This is a genomic window from Arthrobacter sp. KNU-44, assembly GCF_051843155.1.
Taxonomy (GTDB): Bacteria; Actinomycetota; Actinomycetes; order Actinomycetales; family Micrococcaceae; genus Arthrobacter.
Map to the genome: position 1 here is coordinate 384,835 of NZ_JBPXNG010000002.1, position 16,267 is coordinate 401,101.

The 16,267-nt window shown below is 63.0% G+C and carries 16 protein-coding genes; 6 read left to right on the forward strand and 10 right to left on the reverse strand.

Annotation, left to right across the window (positions count from 1 at the left end; all coding sequences use genetic code 11):
- Positions 1–4: 4 nt before the first annotated feature.
- The 7 genes from ACSVHC_RS02590 to ACSVHC_RS02620 all read right to left on the reverse strand — a co-directional run bounded on the left by ACSVHC_RS02590 (position 5) and on the right by ACSVHC_RS02620 (position 6,795).
- Positions 5–1,801, reverse strand: a complete 1,797-nt coding sequence (locus ACSVHC_RS02590) for a peptidoglycan D,D-transpeptidase FtsI family protein (protein ID WP_437773200.1) — start codon at positions 1,799–1,801, stop codon at positions 5–7.
- Positions 1,802–1,855: 54 nt separating this feature from the next.
- A complete protein-coding gene (locus tag ACSVHC_RS02595; protein ID WP_437773199.1) occupies positions 1,856–2,521 on the reverse strand; it encodes a cell division protein FtsL in 666 nt (221 codons plus the stop codon).
- Positions 2,518–3,516 carry a 16S rRNA (cytosine(1402)-N(4))-methyltransferase RsmH gene (gene rsmH, locus ACSVHC_RS02600; RefSeq protein ID WP_437773198.1) on the reverse strand — a complete coding sequence of 333 codons (999 nt, stop codon included), beginning with the start codon at positions 3,514–3,516 and terminating at the stop codon, positions 2,518–2,520. The genes ACSVHC_RS02595 and rsmH overlap by 4 nt, the downstream gene beginning before the upstream one ends.
- Before the next feature lie 179 nt (positions 3,517–3,695).
- Positions 3,696–4,127, reverse strand: coding sequence for a division/cell wall cluster transcriptional repressor MraZ (gene mraZ, locus ACSVHC_RS02605; protein WP_059389147.1), 432 nt, complete (start codon positions 4,125–4,127; stop codon positions 3,696–3,698).
- A gap of 379 nt (positions 4,128–4,506) precedes the next feature.
- The gene (locus tag ACSVHC_RS02610; RefSeq protein ID WP_059389148.1) at positions 4,507–4,872 is read right to left on the reverse strand and encodes a DUF3040 domain-containing protein; all 366 of its coding nucleotides are present in this window, start codon (positions 4,870–4,872) and stop codon (positions 4,507–4,509) included.
- A 235-nt stretch (positions 4,873–5,107) separates the two neighbouring features.
- Positions 5,108–6,310, reverse strand: coding sequence for a DNA polymerase IV (gene dinB / locus ACSVHC_RS02615; protein ID WP_437773991.1), 1,203 nt, complete (start codon positions 6,308–6,310; stop codon positions 5,108–5,110).
- Between the two features lie 182 nt (positions 6,311–6,492).
- Positions 6,493–6,795: a hypothetical protein gene (locus ACSVHC_RS02620; RefSeq protein WP_437773197.1), complete on the reverse strand. Its 303-nt coding sequence runs from the start codon at positions 6,793–6,795 to the stop codon at positions 6,493–6,495.
- Positions 6,796–6,817: 22 nt separating this feature from the next.
- On the opposite strand from ACSVHC_RS02620, the gene ACSVHC_RS02625 reads away from it, so the two are divergent.
- Together ACSVHC_RS02625 and ACSVHC_RS02630 are read left to right on the forward strand one after the other, a co-directional pair.
- The gene (locus tag ACSVHC_RS02625; protein WP_308193892.1) at positions 6,818–7,006 is read left to right on the forward strand and encodes a hypothetical protein; all 189 of its coding nucleotides are present in this window, start codon (positions 6,818–6,820) and stop codon (positions 7,004–7,006) included.
- Between the two features lie 89 nt (positions 7,007–7,095).
- Positions 7,096–8,094, forward strand: a complete 999-nt coding sequence (locus ACSVHC_RS02630) for a polyprenyl synthetase family protein (RefSeq protein ID WP_437773990.1) — start codon at positions 7,096–7,098, stop codon at positions 8,092–8,094.
- 105 nt (positions 8,095–8,199) lie between these two features.
- Here ACSVHC_RS02630 and ACSVHC_RS02635 read toward each other — a convergent pair whose 3' ends face one another.
- Positions 8,200–8,553, reverse strand: a complete 354-nt coding sequence (locus ACSVHC_RS02635) for an Rv2175c family DNA-binding protein (RefSeq protein WP_437773196.1) — start codon at positions 8,551–8,553, stop codon at positions 8,200–8,202.
- 224 nt (positions 8,554–8,777) lie between these two features.
- Between ACSVHC_RS02635 and ACSVHC_RS02640 the strand changes: the two genes are divergently transcribed.
- Together ACSVHC_RS02640 and pknB are read left to right on the forward strand one after the other, a co-directional pair.
- A complete protein-coding gene (locus ACSVHC_RS02640) occupies positions 8,778–10,163 on the forward strand; it encodes a lytic transglycosylase domain-containing protein (protein ID WP_439180571.1) in 1,386 nt (461 codons plus the stop codon).
- Between the two features lie 73 nt (positions 10,164–10,236).
- Positions 10,237–12,327 (forward strand): Stk1 family PASTA domain-containing Ser/Thr kinase, encoded by a 2,091-nt coding sequence (gene pknB, locus ACSVHC_RS02645; RefSeq protein WP_437773194.1) that lies wholly within the window; start codon positions 10,237–10,239, stop codon positions 12,325–12,327.
- Positions 12,328–12,433: 106 nt separating this feature from the next.
- On the opposite strand, the gene ACSVHC_RS02650 is transcribed toward pknB, so the two are convergent.
- A complete protein-coding gene (locus ACSVHC_RS02650) occupies positions 12,434–13,861 on the reverse strand; it encodes a class II 3-deoxy-7-phosphoheptulonate synthase (protein WP_425550454.1) in 1,428 nt (475 codons plus the stop codon).
- 66 nt (positions 13,862–13,927) lie between these two features.
- Positions 13,928–14,728 (reverse strand): lysophospholipid acyltransferase family protein, encoded by an 801-nt coding sequence (locus tag ACSVHC_RS02655; protein WP_437773193.1) that lies wholly within the window; start codon positions 14,726–14,728, stop codon positions 13,928–13,930.
- Positions 14,729–14,883: 155 nt separating this feature from the next.
- Here ACSVHC_RS02655 and ACSVHC_RS02660 point away from each other — a divergent pair, with 155 nt between their 5' ends.
- Together ACSVHC_RS02660 and ACSVHC_RS02665 are read left to right on the forward strand one after the other, a co-directional pair.
- The gene (locus tag ACSVHC_RS02660) at positions 14,884–15,699 is read left to right on the forward strand and encodes an alpha/beta hydrolase (protein WP_437773192.1); all 816 of its coding nucleotides are present in this window, start codon (positions 14,884–14,886) and stop codon (positions 15,697–15,699) included.
- Complete coding sequence (locus ACSVHC_RS02665; RefSeq protein ID WP_437773191.1) at positions 15,692–16,234, forward strand: hypothetical protein; 543 nt, start codon at positions 15,692–15,694, stop codon at positions 16,232–16,234. The genes ACSVHC_RS02660 and ACSVHC_RS02665 overlap by 8 nt, the downstream gene beginning before the upstream one ends.
- Positions 16,235–16,267: the final 33 nt, after the last annotated feature.

Consider the following 16,267-nt stretch of genomic DNA (forward strand, 5'->3'; position numbering starts at 1 on the left):
GTCCTTATTTGCCGTATTGGGGGAACCGCGCCGGAGTGCCGGTGGACGGCGGGACGTTGTAGGTGCGCAGGACCTGGCCCATCACCGAGCGGAAAATCGGTCCTTGGGTGATGCCGTAGATGTTGCCCTTGGGCCTCTGGACAACAACCTCGACGATGAACCGTGGATTTTCCATGGGCGCCATCCCAATGATGGAGGCCGTGAAGCCATCGAAGCCAGGCAGGCCGTCTTCGCGGGGTGCCTCGGAGGTTCCTGTCTTGGCGCCCACCCGGTATCCGTCGATGCCAGCATCTTTCACTTCGCCCATCGTCACGTTGCTCTCCAGGATGTCCCGGACTTGCTGCGCGGTGTCCTTGGTAACGACTTGCCGGGCGTCCTTGGCAGGTGCTTTCGCTTCGACCCCGTCGGCCCCGACGTAGCCGTCGATCAACCTGGGTTGCAGCATCACGCCGTCGTTGGCCACGCTTTGGTAGGCCCGGACGGTCTGCAGCGTGGACTGGGAAACGCCTTGGCCGAACAGGACGGTGTACTGCTGCCGGTCGTCCCATTGATCGGGCTTGGCCAGGATTCCTGAGGCTTCGGCGGGAAGACCAATGTCCGGGGCTTCCCCGATGCCGAAGCGCTGGAGATAGTCATAGCGCTGTTGCCTGCTCAGCCGGCTCCCGATCATCACGGTACCCGTGTTCATCGAATAGCCGAGGATACCGGCGAGGGTCCGCTGTTCGGTTCCGTGAAGGAAGGCATCGGTGAACGTCTGACCGTCGATGGTCACGGCGGGAGGAACGGTAACGGTGTCCAATGGGCTGGACTTTCCTTCATTGATCGCAGCGGACGCGGTGATCATCTTCTCCACCGAACCAGGCTCATAGGCGGCCGTCACCGACCGCACGCCGCGGTCCGCAGCCGCTACTTTGCCCGGGTCGTTGGGATCCGGGGCGTTCGTATCCGCCATCGCAATGAGGTTCCCGGTCTTGATGTCCTCAACGACGATTGATCCCCACTCGGCATTGAGCTGGTTGACCTGGGTCTGGATGGCCTGCTGCGCAAAGTACTGGATGTCCGTGTTCAGCGTCAGCTTGACGTCCTTGCCATTGACAGCCGGGGTCAGCAGATCGGTTGCCACGGGGATACGGAGACCGTCGGCGCCGATCTCAAAGACGCGCTTGCCGTCCTTGCCGCGAAGGAGGTCGTCTTGGGTCTGCTCAAGGCCCGCTTGGCCCGTGGTGCCGTCCTTAAGGAAGCCGATGATGCCACCCGCCACGCTGCCGTTGGGATAGACGCGCTTGCTGATGCCCTCCGAGACGATACCCGGGATGTGGAGCTGGGATATCCGGTCCTCGACGTCCGGCTTCACTTCCTTGGCCACGATGTTGTATTTCTTCCCGCCGGTCACGGCCTGCGTAACCTGGTTGACGTCCATCCCCAGGGCGCTGGAAAGCTCTGCAATCCCCTGGGTCCTGGAGATCTTATCGATGGCTTGGGTCTGGGTGTTGTAGCGCGAAAACTCAGATGTGTTGGTGTTGACCGTTTGGTCCACCACAATGTTGTAGCGGATCACGCTGCTGGCGAGCACGGTGCCGTTGGCGTCAATGATCTTGCCGCGTTCGGCCGGCAGGACGGTGGTGGTCAGCCGGTTGTTGTAGGCAGCCTCGGCCAGGCCACCGACGTCCAGCCCCTGGACGAGGAACAATTTGCCCCCGACCACCAGCAACAGCGTCAGCATGATTCCGAGGCCGAGGCGCAGGCGCTTCTTCGCCACCGGCGTTCTCTTGTTCTTCGATTTGCCGGTCTTCTGCACCACGTCGATTCCTTGCTGCTTGCCTTGCTGGTCACCTGAAATCAGGTCGGCTGGACGCTACTGCCCGGGTACCTTCTGCTGCGGAGCGGGGACCGAACCACCATGGAGATCCACAACCGGCGGCTTGGGTGCCGCAGGAACCGCGGGCGCCTGCGGTTTGGCCGCGGTGGAGTCGGCGGCACCGTTGGGCTTACGGCTGTCCAGTGAATCGTTCTTGGCGGGTGCAGGAGCTGCGACGCTGGACTGGCCTGCAACCGCAGGAGCAGCGATGACGGCACCGGGATTCTGTCCCTTGGTTGCCGGCGTGGCCTTTCCTGTGACTGTCAGGTTGTCCAGATCGATCTGGCCGGTGGCAGTGGAAGCTACCATGCCCAATTCTGCGGCCTTGGCGGCAAGATTCTGGGGAGCCTGGTAGTTCTGGACCTGTTGTGTCAGATCCTGGTTCTGCTTGTTCAGGGATGCAGCGTCATTCCTGAGCTTCACAAGGTCGTATTGGGCCGTGGAAACGGAGATGTTGAGCACCAGGACAGTCAACAAGGCGGCGGCCAGCACGCCGAAGCAAAAGACGACGAAGGGAGTCCGCCGTCGTCCGGGAACACTCTGGACGAGCGAGAGCGGTGTCCGCGCCTTGCGGGTCGTCTCGCGTTCCGGTCCCCGGGCGGGCAGGGCACGCGCGGTGTTCCCCACCGTGGGCGGCAGGATCTTCGCGGCAGCGGTGCTCATGCTGTTCTCCTCGCTTTGATGCGTTCCACGGCCCGCAGGCGGGCAGATGCCGCACGCGGGTTTTCGGCGATTTCTTCAAGTGTGGGCACTTCCGTGCCCTTGGTTAGGGTCTTGAATTCCGGTTTGTGTTCTTCCAGCTCCACGGGGAAGCCCAGCGGGGCGGACGATTTGGACCGGGACTGGAAGACCGATTTCACGATCTTGTCTTCGAGTGAGTGGTAAGACATCACCACTACCCGTCCGCCCATTGCCGAGGCCGAGAGGGCGGCAGGCACTGCTCTCTCCAGAACGTCGAGTTCCTCGTTGACTTCAATCCGCAGGGCCTGGAAAGTCCGCTTTGCCGGATGCCCGCCGGACTTTGCGGCGGCCGCAGGAACAACGCCGCGGATCTGCTCGACGAGCTCCCCGGTGGTGGCGAAAGGCTTGACGGCCCTTGCCGTGACGATGCGGTTTGCGATCCTGCCGGCGAACTTCTCCTCGCCCCACTTGCGGATAATCCGTACCAGGTCTTCTTCGGAATAGTTGTTGACGACGTCGGCGGCAGTCTGGCCGCGGCTGGTGTCCATCCGCATATCCAGCGGCGCGTCGTAGGAGTAGGCAAAGCCGCGCTCCCGCTCGTCCAATTGGAGGGAAGACACACCCAGATCCATGAGGATGCCGTGCACTTCCGGGATTCCAAGGTCTACGAGGACATCTTCGATTTCGTCATAGACGGCATGCACCAAGTCAGTGCGGGCCGCGAAGGGTTGCAGTCGCTCACCGGCGAGGGCCAGGGCCTCTTCGTCCCGGTCTATGCCGACAAGGTGCAGATCGGGGAACCGCTGCAGCATCGCTTCGGAGTGGCCACCCATTCCCAACGTGGCGTCGATGACGACGGGCGTCTCGCCACGGCTGCGGGCGGCCTCAAAACCTGGTGCCAACAAATTGATGCACCGGTCCTTCAGGACCGGTACATGTCGCTCCGAGGTTGGTTTTGGCGCGTCTTGCTCCTCCATGCGGCCTCCTCAGAGCTGAATAGTTCGTCTGTCAGTTGGGCGGGTCGCTTCTTGAGCCGGATCCCCATCCGCGCCTATCGCAGCGTCCGCCTGGCTCCGGGGAAGGTGAGCCAGGAAAACTATGTGATGGGCGGCTGGAGATCCCGTCCAAGAAGCATTGCTGCTTCCTGTCCCGGTTTCTAAATGAACCCGGGAAGGTTGTCGTCGTCGGTCTCCGAGAAGGCGGCTTCCTTCTCGGCCAGGTATTCATCCCAAGCCTGGGCATCCCAGATCTCTGCACGGGTTCCGGCGCCGATGACCGCCAATTCCCGCTCAAGACCTGCGTAGCTCCGGAGCGCCGGCGGAATCGTCACGCGCCCCTGCTTGTCAGGTACCTCGTCAGAGGCTCCGGACAGGAAAACCCGGATGTAGTCACGCGACTGCTTGGAGGAAATGGGGGCCTCCCGCATGGATTCGTGAATACGTTCGAATTCCCGCTGGCTGAAGACGTAGATGCAACGTTCCTGGCCCCTTGTGAGCACCAAGCCGTCAGCAAGTTCCTCGCGGAACTTGGCGGGAAGGATGATCCGGCCCTTTTCATCCAGACGAGGAGAATGCGTGCCAAGAAACACTGGCCCACCGCCCCCATCCGTAAAGGTGCCCGTACCTGCCCCACGCCGCCACTACCCTCTTACTCGCTCCACTTTACTCCACAAGCCCCCACAGTCAACGCAATCCGGCGTGTTTCTGCCCCACTTTCGAACGCGGGAGCCTGAAAACACGTGGATCTCAGTGGTGGTTGGTGGTGGAGGACGCTTTGCGGCGGCCCTCTAGGGAAGCGCTCGACGGCGGCTCCCCCAGCCGCGCTTACAGGCTCACGATGTGCGGCGAACGTGGCGTTAAATGCGAAAAGACCCGATATTCGGGTCTTTTCGCAATCAGGCCGGAGCCTGGTGGTGCAATGTGGAGGACTCGGCATCCCGGTGGAGGACAAGCCCCCTGGTGGAGCGTTCAGCTCTCCTCGCCGCGGCGGCGCTCGTCCCAGCGTTCTTCGAGGTTGCTCATGAATGAGTTCTTTGACTTGCCCGGCTTGGCACTCTTCGACTTCCCGCCGGCTGCCCTTCTCAGGGTGGCAAAGTAAACGCCGGCGCCCATCACGATGAAGCCCAGCACACCAAGGAAGATGTTCTGCAAGGACACACCTACCAACAACAAGAGAATCCCGGCGATAGTGCCTAGAACGCCAATAACGATGTGCCTGGTCGACCATGAGCGAATGGGGTCAGAGCCCATTGAATTGGCAAACTTTGGATCGTCCTCATGCAGTTGCTTCTCGAGTTGCTCGAGGAGCTTCTGTTCGTGCTCCGAGAGGGGCATCGCGACCTCCTTTAGTCGGCCAGCGTCTGGATACGCCGCGGCCGTTGCCTCTGTTCCCTTGAACGGACGAACCCAAAAAAGGGTTCCCGAAGACCGGGTCTTGTGAACACGGTCTCACGGAACAGACGCAACATGGCAATTTATCCAGACGGTCTAAATCTGTGTATCTCTAGGATAGTTTGTTGGCCGCTGTTCTGAAAGACACCCCGGAGGGCACGCGGGGGCTCTTCGAAGCCTAAGGAGAACCCGGCCCGCCGGGCTCCGCATTCGGCTCCAGAAGCGTCGCCGGAAGAACAGTCTTGCTGCCGAATCGCTCGGTGACACGGTCAAGCGCCTTTTCAGCCGCCCGCCAGTTGTCGTCCCTGCGGTCGAAGCTCAACTGCAGCGAGGTGTGTTCCGCCGGTTCGAGCTGCTCGGCCCTGACTCCAACAAGGCGCACGCTCATGGGCCGCTCCCCCAAGGACGCCAGCAACTGGTTCGCAACTTGATAGATCAACTGGGCGCTGTCTACAGGCGTATGCATTGTCTTACTGCGGCTGATTGTCGAAAAATCCGCATAGCGCAGTTTCAACGCGATGGTCCGGGCCAACATTCCGGCTGTCCGCAGCCGTGAAGCAGTTCGGTGGGAGAGCCTTAGCAACTCGCGCTGCAGGAGTGCGTCATCCGGAGTGTCAACAGCGAACGTCTCCTCGGAACCGATGCTCTTCTCGAGGCGGGTAGGCGTGACCGGCCGCGGATCCAAGCCCATCGACAATCGGTGGACGTGCTCGCCCGACGCTCCGAGGACCTTTTTCAAGGAAGACAGCGGCGTGGCCGCAACGTCAGCCACGGTACGGATCCCCAGCCGGGCGAGGACATCGGCGGTCTTGGCCCCGACTCCCCATAAGGCGTTCACGGGCAGGCTGTGGAGATAGGCTACGGTCTGCCCTTCTTCAATGAGCAGCAGTCCGTCGGGTTTGCAGCGCGTAGAAGCAATTTTGGCAACGAACTTGTTGGCCGCTATTCCCACGGACGCAGTGATTCCGAGCTCGGACAAAACGCGGCGCCGGATCAAATGGCCGATCTGGAGAGGCGGACCAAGCCTCCGGATCGCGCCACCGACATCCAGGAAAGCCTCGTCGACACTCAAGGGCTCCACGAGGTCCGTTATCGATTCGAATATGCCCATCAACTCCCGGGACACCTCGTAGTAGAGGCTGTGGCGGGGCTCGATGATGACAGCGTTGGGGCACATCCGCATAGCGTTGGCCATGGGCATGGCAGACTTCACGCCCAGCGCCCGCGCTTCGTAGGAGGCGGACAGTACAACTGAGCGATCCACCGGGAAGCCGACAATGACGGGTTTTCCCTTGAGTTCAGGCCGGGTGCGCAATTCCACCGAGACAAAGAAGGCATCCATGTCGACGTGGAGGATGCTGGTGCGCCTCAGTTCCCGCAGGGCAGCGGGATCCGGGGCGGATTCTTGTCCGGGGCCCCGCCCGTTGTTCTCTGCTTGTGGTCTCACAAGGAAATCCTATGCCGCGGCACTGGTTACTGGTGGCCGCATCCGGCGCCCTAAACTGGAGGCAGCATCCGGCGTCGTCCCCAGGAGGAAATCCCTGTGAAGCTCTTTGGAAAGCCTCAACCCGTCAGTATGGCCTTGCTGGCCACGGGCGTCGCGTTGACCATCTCGGCTTGCGGGTCGTCCCCCGCGGGCACGGCATCCCAAGGGGCTGCGCCAACATCGTCCGGGGCGGCCCCTGCCTCGGCAAGTCCGGCGTCGGCCACCACGTCCACGGCGGCTGCAGGAGCTTCGGCGACGGTCGGCGCCCTGGTTCCGGGATTCCCGCAACAACTGATTCCATTGATGCCCAAGGCAGCGGTGGAATCGAGCAGTTTCGACAAGAACTCCTCCCCGGCGTCGGTGGCCCTGGTCGGCACCATTGCGTCCCCATCGGACGCAGTAGTGGCCTTTTATACCTCTGCGCTCACGGCGCAGGGCTTTAAGGAAGTTCCCGGCAGCACCGTGGGAAGTATCAAATCAAAGGATTTCCTCCGTGGCGACAATGAAACCGTGAATATCTCGGTTGTGGAAACAGCGGGCAAATCCACGTTCACCATCGGTGCCAACGTGGCCGCCGGGTCAATCAAGTGACCACCGAGAGCCTAGGTTCGGAACAGAGCCGTTTCGTGGCCGACGTCGCGGCCAAACTAAACGGTTTCCTTGCGGTGCAACAAGAAACCATGGCCACCATCTCCCCCGATGTCGCTCCCCTCATGGGCTCAATCACGAGCCTCGTGACAGGTGGCAAGCGGCTCCGGGCCTTGATGTGCTACTGGGGGTGGCGAGGTGCCGGCGGTGAGTCCGCACATCCGGACATCATTACTGCCGGCTGCGCTTTGGAACTCTTCCAGGCAGCAGCCCTGATTCACGACGACATCATCGACCGCTCTGACACTCGGCGTGGCGGTCCAAGCGTCCACAAGCGGTTCAGCCAGCTCCATGAGGGCGAGGGCTGGGCCCTCGACAGCGAGCGCTTCGGACATGCGGCCGCGATCCTCACCGGAGACCTCTGCCTGTCGTTCAGCGAGGAAGCGTTCACCGAGATTGGCGGCAGGGCTGCAACAGGCACGCCTGCGCGGCGGATCTTCAACCTGATGCGCGCCGAGGTCATGGCCGGCCAATACCTGGACATCCTGGAGGAAGTTGCGGGCCCCGTGCGGGACCGCGCAGGTGCCGTCCGCCGCGCACAGTCCATCATCCGATTCAAATCGGCGAAGTACTCAACGGAACACCCCTTGGCCCTTGGTGGCGCCTTGGCCGGTGCCAGCGAAGAGCTCTTGCAAGGCTATTCCGCTTTCGCGTTGCCCCTTGGTGAAGCTTTCCAGCTCCGCGACGACGTCCTGGGGGTGTTCGGAGACCCCGGGACGACAGGAAAGCCTGCAGGAGATGACCTCCGCGAAGGCAAACGGACTGTGCTGGTGGGCTTCGCCATCAACCAGGCCGGGGCTACTGATTCGAGCTACATCGATACCATGCTCGGACGGCAGGACCTTGGCGAGGCCGAGGTTGCCGAGATCCGGCGGATCATCGTAGATTGCGGAGCGCTCGAAGCCACGGAATCCATGATCGAGGAACTCAGCAACGAAGCTTTCGAGGCCTTGGAAAGGCTCCCCTTGGCTGAACTCCCGCTTACCGCGCTCAGGCGGTTGGCCGAAGCCGCCGTCAGCCGGGCCGCATGAACTCTTGGAGAAATCCACGTTAAGGGCAGTCTAAATACCTGCCTTAAATACAGTGGTGGCGATCAGCAATCTGATCGCCACCACTGTATTTAAGGCAGGAGTCCCTTACCAGGCAAGCGATTGGGCCCTGCGTCGGATTTCAGTTTTGCGCCCTTCACGGAGCGCGTCGACAGGGCGGCCACGCAGCGACTCATCTGGAGTGAAAAGCCACGCGATGAGCTCCTCATCCGTGTACCCGGCATCGCCAAGCACTGCGATGGTGCCCTTCAGGCTATCCACCACATGACCGTCCTGGATAAAGAGGGCAGGAATCGAACGGATATTGCGTGCGCCCACTCTCACAGCCACCACTGCACGCTCATCCAGAAGACCGTGGACCTTGGTGATTGAAACGTTCAGCAGCTCTGCCACATCGGGCAGCGGCAGCCATTCGGAAACGAGGCTTTCTACATTACTCACGGATCAAGATTGCCACGCCCGCGCGCTTTGCGCCTAGCCGGACGGACGGCACGGGCGGAATTTGCGTCCCCGAATTGCCCACGAATCGAATGCGCCGGGATTTCTTGTGCGGAATCGAAAAATGTGAGAGATTCACATTGATCACATTTGCATCACTACTAACTTTAGTAACACTGGCAACAGCGGCATTCCCAACATCCGCTGCTGAGATGAGGATTGCTCCCATGACGACGCCCCGCTCGCCCAAGAAGACAACGAGCATGCCCATAATTGCGGCCACCACAGCGGCGCTGCCCGCCGTCATGCTCTCTTCGTTGGCGCTCGCCCAGCCGGCAACAGCGCTTCCAGCGGCACAAACCCAGAGGATCCCCGCATCGCTGACCGCGGCCATGCAGGCCCAGGCCGCAGCCGTATCCGCAAACGTCATTCCCGCCTCCGCGGTTGCCGCGACCATCCCGACTGCCATGCAGCCCATGGCACCGACGGCTCCGGCCACGTACACGATCGTCCGGGGCGATACCATCAGCGGCATCGCGGCCCGCTACGGGCTGAACACCAATACCGTCCTGCAGCTCAACGGGCTCTCGGGCAACACCATCATCTACCCGGGACAGCAGATCAAGTTGTCCGGTTCCGCGGCTGCTCCAAGCGCCCCGGCACCCGCGCCCGCCCCGGCACCCAGCCCGGCGTCGTCGTCGGCTGCCAGCTACACAGTCGTGTCCGGGGACACCCTGAGCGGCATTGCCGCCCGCCACGGAGTGGCGCTGTCGGACGTCTTCAGCTGGAACGGCCTCAACGGCCGGTCCATCATCTACCCGGGACAGAAGATCAAGGTTGGCCCGGGAACGAACGCACCAGCTCCGGCTGCCCCGGCTCCAGCGGCATTGGCCCCTGCTTCAGCTCCGGCTGCCCCGGCAGCGCCGGCACTTGCCAACAGCGGCTCGTACACGATCAAGTCGGGTGACACTCTGGGCGGCATTGCGTCCCGCCTTGGCGTGTCCTTGTCATCGCTGCTCTCGGCCAACAGGCTATCGATGAGCACCATCATTTATCCGGGGCAGAAGCTCGCCATCCCGGGTGCTCCTGCAGCCTCGGCTCCGGCCCCGGCTCCGGTCAGCACTCCCTTGGTTCCCAGCACGTTCCTGGGCTACACCTACCCGGAGGCGGTGGTCAGTTCGGCCAACGCGAACAAGGCCCTGCTCAATGCGTCCCCGGTGCCCAGCACCGCCCAGATGAAGGGGATCGTAACCGATACCGCGCGCCGGATGGGGGTGGACCCGTCTCTGGCCATGGCGTTCGCCTACCAGGAATCCGGCTTCAACCAGCGTGCCGTCTCTCCCGCCAACGCCATCGGCACGATGCAGGTGATTCCCTCCTCCGGAGAATGGGCTTCCCAACTGGTGGGACGCAAGCTCAACATCCTGGACCCGTATGACAACGTGACCGCCGGCGTCGCCATCATCCGGGCCCTCGTCAACACCAGCAAGGATCTGAACACGGCCATCGCAGGCTACTACCAGGGCCAGTACTCGGTGAGCAAGCACGGGATGTACGACGACACCAAGGCCTACGTCGCCTCGATCCTGTCCCTCAAGAAGAACTTCAGCTAAATCAGGCCGCCGAACACGGGCCCGGATCGCACGGCGATTCGGGCCCGTGTTTTTGCTCAACTAGGATCGTAGGGTGCAGGAACAAGTTTCGGACCAACTCCTCGGATCCCTCGTGGACGGGCGCTACCTGGTGCGATCGCGCCTCGCGAACGGCGGAATGTCAACCGTCTATCTCGCCACCGACGAGCGGCTCGACCGCGACGTGGCGCTCAAAGTGCTGCATCCCCACCTGGCCAATGACCAGAATTTCCTCGACCGCTTGCAGCGCGAGGCCCGGGCCGCGGCGAGCCTTTCCCACCCGCACGTCGTAGGTGTCCTCGACCAGGGACAGGACGGCCACATTGCGTACATCGTTATGGAGTACATCAAGGGCCACACCCTGCGCGACGTCCTCAACGAGAAGGCAGCCCTTCCGCCCCGGCTGGCCTTTGCCCTGATCGACCCCGTCATCGAGGGGCTCGCGGCCGCCCACGCGGCAGGGCTCATCCACCGCGACGTGAAACCGGAAAACGTCCTCATCGCCGACGACGGGCGCATCAAGGTGGGCGACTTCGGCCTGGCCCGGGCGGTCACAGCGACCACCAGCACCGGCGCCCTCATCGGCACGGTCGCATATCTGGCTCCCGAACTGGTCCTCGGCAAAGCCGCGGACGCCCGGAGCGACATCTACTCCACCGGCATCATGATCTACGAAATGCTTACCGGCGAACAACCGTATGCCGGCGACGTTCCCATCCAGGTTGCCTACCAGCACGTCAACGCGGCCGTCGCTCCGCCGTCGCTCGCGGTGCCCGGCCTTGCCGCCGATGTGGACGAACTGGTCCAGTGGTGCACCGCAAAGGAACCCGAAGAGCGTCCGGTGGACGGCTCCGCGCTCTTGTCGGAACTGCGGCACATCCGCACCACCTTGAGCGACGCGCAACTGGATATCAACCCGCCGGCCGCCAAGGCGGCGATGCCCGAAGGGCAACAAGAAGCGGCCGGGGCAACCGCGGTAGTCGCCCCTTTCCACGCCGAACGTACGGAGCCCCTGGAACGGATAGGCCGCCCGACGGAGATCATCTCAAGCCAGCGCAATCCAACCACAGTGCTTCCGCCGTCGGGATTCTCCCCCGGTGCCGCAGCTTTCGACATCCAGGTGCCACAGGACCGCGAACCCCTGGATCCGGCCGATGCCCCGCCGAGCAAACGCGACATCAAGCGGATGGAGCGCCAGGAAGAAAAGGACCGGGCCCGGGCCGCGGCCACGCCGTCGCGCTCTTTGCGGGAAGGCAACCCGCGCCGCCGGGCCGTGATCTGGACGATTGTCGTGATTGTCCTGGCGATCCTTGCCACTGCGGCTGGCTGGTTCTTCGGCATGGGGCCCGGTTCGCCCGGAACCATACCGGACATCAAGAACAAGACGGTCGCCGAGGCACAGCAGCTGCTGAGAACCGCCGGCTTTCAATCCGAGCCAAAAGACGTGTTCGACGACGACGTCACGGCCGGTTTGGCTGTTGGAACGGAACCCGCTTCCGGCCAAGTAGTCCGGAAGTTCCAAGGGGTGTCGCTCTTCGTCTCGAAGGGTCCGCAATTGTTTCCGCTTGCCACGATGACCGGCCTGACACTTGACCAGGCAAAGAATGCCCTTGGTGTGGCGGGGATGGCGCTCGGCAAAGTCACCGAGCAATATGACGACAAAGTGCCTTCAGGCACGGTCATCTCCCAGTCTCCGGCCCAGGACACCGGGGTCCGCCACGGCACCCCGGTGGCACTGGTGGTCTCCAAGGGACCGCAGCCGCTCCCCGTACCGGATGTCCGCGGCATGAGCCAGCAAGCCGCTGTCAAAGCGATCAGCGACGCCGGATTGACCGCAAAAATATCTCCGGACCCCGTCAACGACAAAAAGGTCCCCGCGGGAGCCGTGGTCAGCCAGACACCTGCCAACGGCACCTTGATCCGCGGCGACGCCGTCACGTTGACCCTCTCCAAGGGTCCGAAAATGGTGCATGTCCCCAACTTCATCGGCAAACAGGCGGACGCCGCCCGCAAGGCCCTGGAGTCGCTCGGATTCGAGGTCAAGATCAACAACATCCTGGGTGGCTTCTTCGGCACCGTCCGCGACCAGAACCCCGTGGACAGCGATGCCCCGGAGGGCTCCGTCGTCACACTGACCGTTGTGTAGGACGCGCCCATACAGGAAAGGCGATCCGGAATGTTCCGGATCGCCTTTCCTGTATTCGGGCCTGCTGCTGGACTAGCGCTTGGTGGGGATTAGCGCTTCGTGGGGACTACCGCTTGGTGAGGGCTCCAGCCACGAGGAACGCCATCTCGAGGGACTGCATGTGGTTCAGGCGTGGATCGCACACAGACTCGTAGCGGTCCAGGAAGGCGTCCTGGTCAATGGGATCGGCGCCGCCAAGGCATTCCGCGACGTCGTCGCCGGTCATTTCCATGTGCAGGCCACCGGGTACCGTCCCGAGTGCGTGGTGGACCTCGAAGAACCCGCGGACTTCGTCCACGACGTCATCGAAGTTGCGGGTCTTGTACCCGTTGGGCGAGGTGACCGTGTTCCCGTGCATGGGGTCCGTGACCCAGAGGACCTGGGCGCCCGACGCAGTGACCTTCTCGACGACGGCGGGCAGCTTCTCGCGGATGTTCTTGGAACCCATACGGGTGATGAAGGTAAGGCGGCCGGGCTCGCGGTTCGGGTCGAGCTTGTCAATGAGCCGCAATGCGTCGTCTCCGGAAGTCCCGGGACCGAGCTTGACGCCGATCGGATTGCGCACCCGGGACAGGAAGTCCACATGCGCATGGTCGAGCTCACGGGTGCGCTCACCGATCCAGAGGAAGTGCCCGGAAGTGTCGTAAGGAAGTCCCGTGCGGGAGTCGATGCGTGTCAGGGCCCGCTCGTAGTCGAGCAGGAGTGCCTCGTGGCTCGCGAAGAACTCCACGCGCTTGAGGGCTTCGAAATCGGCACCGCAGGACGCCATGAACTTGATGGCGCGGTCGATGTCCCTCGCCAAGGACTCGTAGCGGGCATGGGCCGGGTTTTCGGTGAAGCCCTTGTTCCAGAGATGCACCAGGCGGAGATCGGCGAAGCCGCCCTGCGTGAAGGCGCGAATAAGGTTCAGCGTGGAAGCCGAGGTGTGGTACGCCTTCAGCATGCGGCTGGCATCGTGGGCGCGGGACTCCGGGGTGAAATCATAGCCGTTGACAATGTCCCCGCGGTACGCGGGCAAGGTCACGCCGTCGCGGGTTTCCTCGTTCGAGGACCGGGGCTTGGCGAACTGGCCGGCCATGCGGCCCATCTTGATGACGGGCATGGCCGCACCATAGGTAAGCACAACGGCCATCTGCAGGATGGTGCGGACCCGGGCGCTGATCTTGTCAGCTGTCGCGTCCTCGAAGGTCTCGGCGCAGTCGCCGCCCTGAAGCAGGAATGCCTTGCCCTGGGCTGCAGCTGCCAGACGCTCGCGCAAGATGTCGACTTCGCCCGCGAAGACCAGCGGCGGAAGCACGGACAGTTCTTTGACGGAGGCATCGAAGACGCCCCTATCGGTCCAGGTGGGTTGCTGCGAGATGGGCAGCTGGCGCCAATCGTCCAAGCCGGGATAGTTTGCCGCGCCGCTTTGCGCGGTGCTGGTCAGGGGGCTGCCCAGGGAACTGGTCACGGGGCCGGTCATGGACGGTGCGGGGTTCGCGGATAGCTCAGTCACTCTCCAAGACTAGTTGCCTTGCCCGCTGTTCGGGGCATGGCTTCCGTAACCCTTATTGGCAGGCCGTCACACTTTCCCGGGCACTGCGCCGTCGCCGTCCGGGCCCGAACTGTTGCCGGGCGGGCGCCTGCCCTCGTCGCCGTCGTCGGCTGGATTCGCTTCGCTTCCGCTCACCGGCTCCGGCGGCTGCCCGGCCAGCCGCTGCTTGACGACGGCGGCGTATTCGTCCACGTATTCCTGCCCCGAGAGCCGCATGAGTTCGTACATGATCTCGTCGGTCACGGCGCGTTGAACGGCACGCTCTTCTTCTTGGCCGTAGTACCGGCTGAAGTCCAAAGGTTGCCCGAAAATGATCCCGATCCTGCGGATGTTGGGCAAACGCTTCCCGATGGGCTGGACTTTTTCGGTGCCGATCATCGCAACGGGAACAACGGGGACCCGGGTTTGGAGCGCAAGTTTGGCGACCCCCACTTTGCCCCTGTAGAGCCTGGCGTCTGGGCTGCGGGTGCCTTCAGGGTAGATGCCCAGCAGGCCGCCGGCGGCCAGGACGTCCCTGCCGGCCTGCAGGGACAACTCGGACGCGGCCCCGCCCGAACGGTCCATTGGCAACTGGTTGGTGAGCCGGAAGAACATGGCCGTAAGCCTGCCTTTGAGCCCGGTACCCGTGAAGTACTCGGACTTGGCAAGGAAACTGACGCGCCGGGGCACCATCACCGGCATGAAGATCGAGTCGGAAAAGGACAAATGGTTGGAAGCGAGAATCGCGGCGCCATCCTGGGGAACATTGTCGAGGCCCTTGACCCACGGGCGGAACAGCAATTTGAGAAGCGGACCCAAAAAGATCCGTTTCATGACCCAATAGAACACTTTGGTTCCTCTCCGGGGCGGCGTCTGCAAGGCGTCCGGACGGTCCCGGCCCGCACTCAGAAGCCACCATACTCCAGTGAGAATTGTCCCGAACAGTGACACGATGGACACATCACGGAAAGCAGTGCCGCCAACAGAGTAGCCTCGGAGTCATCATGAACACTCTCCCCGATCCCTCGCCGTACACCAGCGACTTCACCGGTAGTGGACCCAGTATCGGCGTCGTGATGAGCCACGGCTTCACGGGCAGTCCGCACAGCATGCGCCCCTGGGCCGAGTACTTGGCGGCCGAAGGCTTCGCTGTCCGTCTCCCTCTGCTTCCAGGCCATGGGACCACGTGGCAGGACATGGCCACGCGGCACTGGCAGGAGTGGCACCACGCAGTGGATGCGGCGTATCTGGAGCTCCAGGCCGAGTGCGACTTCGTCTTCGCCGCCGGCTTGTCGATGGGAGGGACACTGGCTCTGCGGATCGCGGCCACCCGGCCCGTGGCCGGTACCGTCGTCGTCAATCCGGGACTGGTGATCGACGATCCCCGCGCCGCCGTGGTCGGCATCCTGAAGCACGTCATGAAATCCACCCCGGCCATCGCCAACGACATCCTCAAACCCGGCATGGACGAGGGCGCGTACCCGAGGACACCGGTCGCCGCCGCCCATGAGTTGAAGAAGATGTACAAGGACACCATCACTCTGCTCCCCCGGATTTCCGCACCGGTGCGCGTCTTCCGTTCCTCGGTCGACCACGTGGTTTCCGACCGGAGCATCACGCAGTTGAAGGAGCGGGTCACGGCTTCGATGGAGTTCAGCACCTTGGAGAACAGTTACCACGTGGCCACGCTGGACAATGATGCCTTGGAGATTTTCCGGGGCTCTGCCGAGTTCATCAAGAAGACCATGGCAGGGCTGACAAGCAGTTCGGCCCCCGCCAGCCAGTCCGGTACCGAGCTCCGGGATTCACCCCATGAATAGGCCAGGGCCTGACTCCCCCGACCAGAGCGCCAACAAAGACGACGACGCCGTCTGGCTCGATTTGGTGGCCCGGCTTGAGTCGATGCCTTCATCGGCCCTCGACGAGGCGCCGACGTCGGCGGAGGGCGGCAACGATTCCGGAACAGGGCCGGGTCCAGGTCCGGACGACGTTCCGGGGCGCTCATCGTCACGTTCCTTCCAAGACTTCGACCCTCTTGGATTGTCTAAACAGGGCGCCGCAGAAGAACCCACGGGCGGCGGGGAGCCCGGTCCGCGCGACTACGACGTCGAGGATGAGAACGGCTTCGTCCCGGAGGATCCGCCGAGCCTGGCCGGCACCGAACCCCTGACCATGCTCGCCTGGATCGGAGCCGTGGGCGGCCCGCTTGCCCTGCTGTTCACCGCCATGTTCTGGCGCTCGGCGCCGCTCCTCGCAGTGATGGGCATCCTGGCGACCTTTCTGGCCTCAGTGGTGTACCTCATCATGAAGCTGCCCCAGGAAAAAGACGAGAACGACGACGGCGCCCGCGTCTAAGCGGACTTCCGCACTGCGCATCCCCTCGCGGCT

Excerpts from the sequence above, each read along its gene's own strand:
- ACSVHC_RS02660 (WP_437773192.1), top strand. The coding sequence starts at position 14,884 with ATGAACACTCTCCCCGATCCCTCGCCGTACACCAGCGACTTCACCGGT.
- ACSVHC_RS02595 (WP_437773199.1), bottom strand. The coding sequence starts at position 2,521 with ATGAGCACCGCTGCCGCGAAGATCCTGCCGCCCACGGTGGGGAACACC.
- rsmH (WP_437773198.1), bottom strand. The coding sequence starts at position 3,516 with ATGGAGGAGCAAGACGCGCCAAAACCAACCTCGGAGCGACATGTACCG.
- ACSVHC_RS02630 (WP_437773990.1), top strand. The coding sequence starts at position 7,096 with ATGGCCACCATCTCCCCCGATGTCGCTCCCCTCATGGGCTCAATCACG.
- ACSVHC_RS02620 (WP_437773197.1), bottom strand. The coding sequence starts at position 6,795 with ATGGTGCCGACCAGGGCCACCGACGCCGGGGAGGAGTTCTTGTCGAAA.
- ACSVHC_RS02610 (WP_059389148.1), bottom strand. The coding sequence starts at position 4,872 with ATGCCCCTCTCGGAGCACGAACAGAAGCTCCTCGAGCAACTCGAGAAG.
- ACSVHC_RS02665 (WP_437773191.1), top strand. The coding sequence starts at position 15,692 with ATGAATAGGCCAGGGCCTGACTCCCCCGACCAGAGCGCCAACAAAGAC.
- ACSVHC_RS02640 (WP_439180571.1), top strand. The coding sequence starts at position 8,778 with ATGACGACGCCCCGCTCGCCCAAGAAGACAACGAGCATGCCCATAATT.